A 2,125-nucleotide genomic window follows, 5' to 3' on the forward strand; every position below is an offset into this window, starting at 1 on the left:
GATGGCACTAAAACGCGCATGAAAATCATCCGCTACCGACGCTACCCAGCGCACGGCGATATCGTCGGGCAGGTTGGCGTTGACGCCTAGCGTCCAGGCGGCGTCCGGCCGACATGCCGGAGTGTTGAAATGGATCACCTGCCCCGTAGCATGTACGCCGACATCGGTACGACCAGCACAGTGGACCGTGATAGGCTTGTCAGCAACCGTCGACAGCGCGCTCTCAAGGCACGCCTGCACACTCGGCACTTCCTGCTGACGCTGCCAGCCGTAATACGCACTGCCGTCATACTCAATCCCAAGCGCCAGATTCATCACGTCTTCATTGGCCGCCCGCTGGCATAGTCTCGTCCACCTCGGGAAGCTGGGCCGTTTGTGCCTTCACCATGTGCTGGCCTCAGCAATCAGTTTCTCCGCGGTGAGCATCCCTATTAGCGCGCCGTTGAAGCGATCACTATCCGCCACTGACTTGACTAGACTTGCAGTAAATTGTGCATGCCATAATCGTTACGTAGATAGTCAATGTTCAGCTCGACATTCCCCGAGGAATCTTCCACGGACGTCGGGTAGTCCAGTCCATCGCTCAAAGCCAGCTCCTCTCCGGCTGGCAGTGCCACGTAGACCTCTTCCGCGGCCATCAGCCAAAGCATTTCCAGACGCACCAGTTGCGCGTAACCATAGAATATCGGCGCCAGCACGCTGCTGACCGAAATCGGTAGCCGTAGCCTTTCATCGCGCAGGATCTTGCGCACTTCATCTACCAGACGGCGCTCGTCGCTACGCACCGATCCCGCATCGCCAGGCAGCAGCAGTAAGCAAATTGAACGCTAGCTGACGCGGGAAGAAGCTGGGCTCGACGGCCAAACCATTCAATAGGCGAGCTCTCTGGCCGGCCAAGTCGTCTACCGTCTCATTACCGTGGGCAGATGCAGACAGCATAGTGCTAACGTGCAAGTGGCTCAGGCCCGCCAAATCGGTAAGGGGTTTTACCGCCAGCAGTAACTGACTATTCAGTGCATGCCACCGCCACCATATTGAGGTTGAGTTAATTGGCCAGCACGTCATCATTGATTGACCCCGGCACCATGAGCAGTACGGCCTGCTCCAGGGAGAATAGGCCGCTGACATCCACAACCAGACAGCCGGTGGCGGCGTCAGCGGCGCCGCACAGCGCCGAGATCTGAGCGCCGGCGATAAAGAACGCCAATTGCGCCTGCGACCAGTCGAATTACGTCGCTTCACTGACCTGCAGAATTTCCCCATTGACCCGCACCGTTTTACCGGCGCAGCACTCGCTGGACAATAAAAAGCTCTACAAACGGGAATTGGCGCTCCTGCATAATATGCAACAGTGCCTTACCGACTGCGCCTATAGCTCCTAGAAGGGTGATATTCCAGTCGTCAGACATCACTTTATCTCCCGTTATTGGGATGCCCCGTAGCGCTCTCTGCGATGGCGACATCCATCAGTCAAAATATAGTGGGATACACTTGGCTTACCCGACGTCCCCCCCATAGGGGGCCAGATGATGCACGGGCGGGGACGGACCCGCGGCCTTAGCTTAGCCGGCGGCAAGGGTGTACTATGCGTAGAGCGCCCTCAGCCGACGGACGGCTTGGCTTGGAATCCCAGTTGTCGCAGGGCATCTGCAATGGTGTCGTCGTCAGTCTCCACGCAGAGCGACGACCACTCCCGACGCTGATAATACTGTTTACGCAAGCGATCAAACCCACCCGGCAGACCGGCCACGCGGCGCAACTGGATATCATCACGCCGCACATTATAGACCATATGTGCCAACAGGCGCAGCGCTCCTTCGTCAATGGCGCCGCGCAGACGGATATGCTCCACCTCTGGCGGCAGCAGCGCCGCCAGGCTCGCGCGCGTGTCGCTGCCGACAAAGGCGCTGTAGGCATCGAAGACCTGCGTCGTACCGCGCGCTTTTCCTTCCAGAGTATAACCGGCGATATGGGCGGTACCAATATCAACGCGGGATAGTAGCGGCAATAACAACGCTGGCTCCGGCTCCCAGACGTCCAGTACCACGCCCAGAGTCTTACCCCGCTCAAGCGTGCGTAGCAGGGCGGCATTATCCACTACCGCGCCGCGGCAGGCATTAATGAT

2 protein-coding genes and 1 pseudogene are annotated in these 2,125 nt (G+C 58.5%); all 3 read right to left on the bottom strand.

Annotation, left to right across the window (positions count from 1 at the left end):
- The coding region (locus BG74_RS17110; RefSeq protein WP_244267349.1) for a tRNA pseudouridine synthase A at nt 1-315 on the bottom strand (315 nt) is incomplete at its 3' end.
- Nucleotides 316-381: 66 nt separating this feature from the next.
- Nucleotides 382-1,409, bottom strand: a pseudogene (locus tag BG74_RS05680) (aspartate-semialdehyde dehydrogenase).
- 191 nt (nt 1,410-1,600) lie between these two features.
- Nucleotides 1,601-2,125: DUF3410 domain-containing protein (locus tag BG74_RS05685; RefSeq protein WP_187202689.1), on the bottom strand; the 525-nt coding region annotated here is incomplete at its 5' end.

This window comes from Sodalis-like endosymbiont of Proechinophthirus fluctus (genome assembly GCF_001602625.1).
Taxonomy (GTDB): Bacteria; Pseudomonadota; Gammaproteobacteria; order Enterobacterales; family Enterobacteriaceae.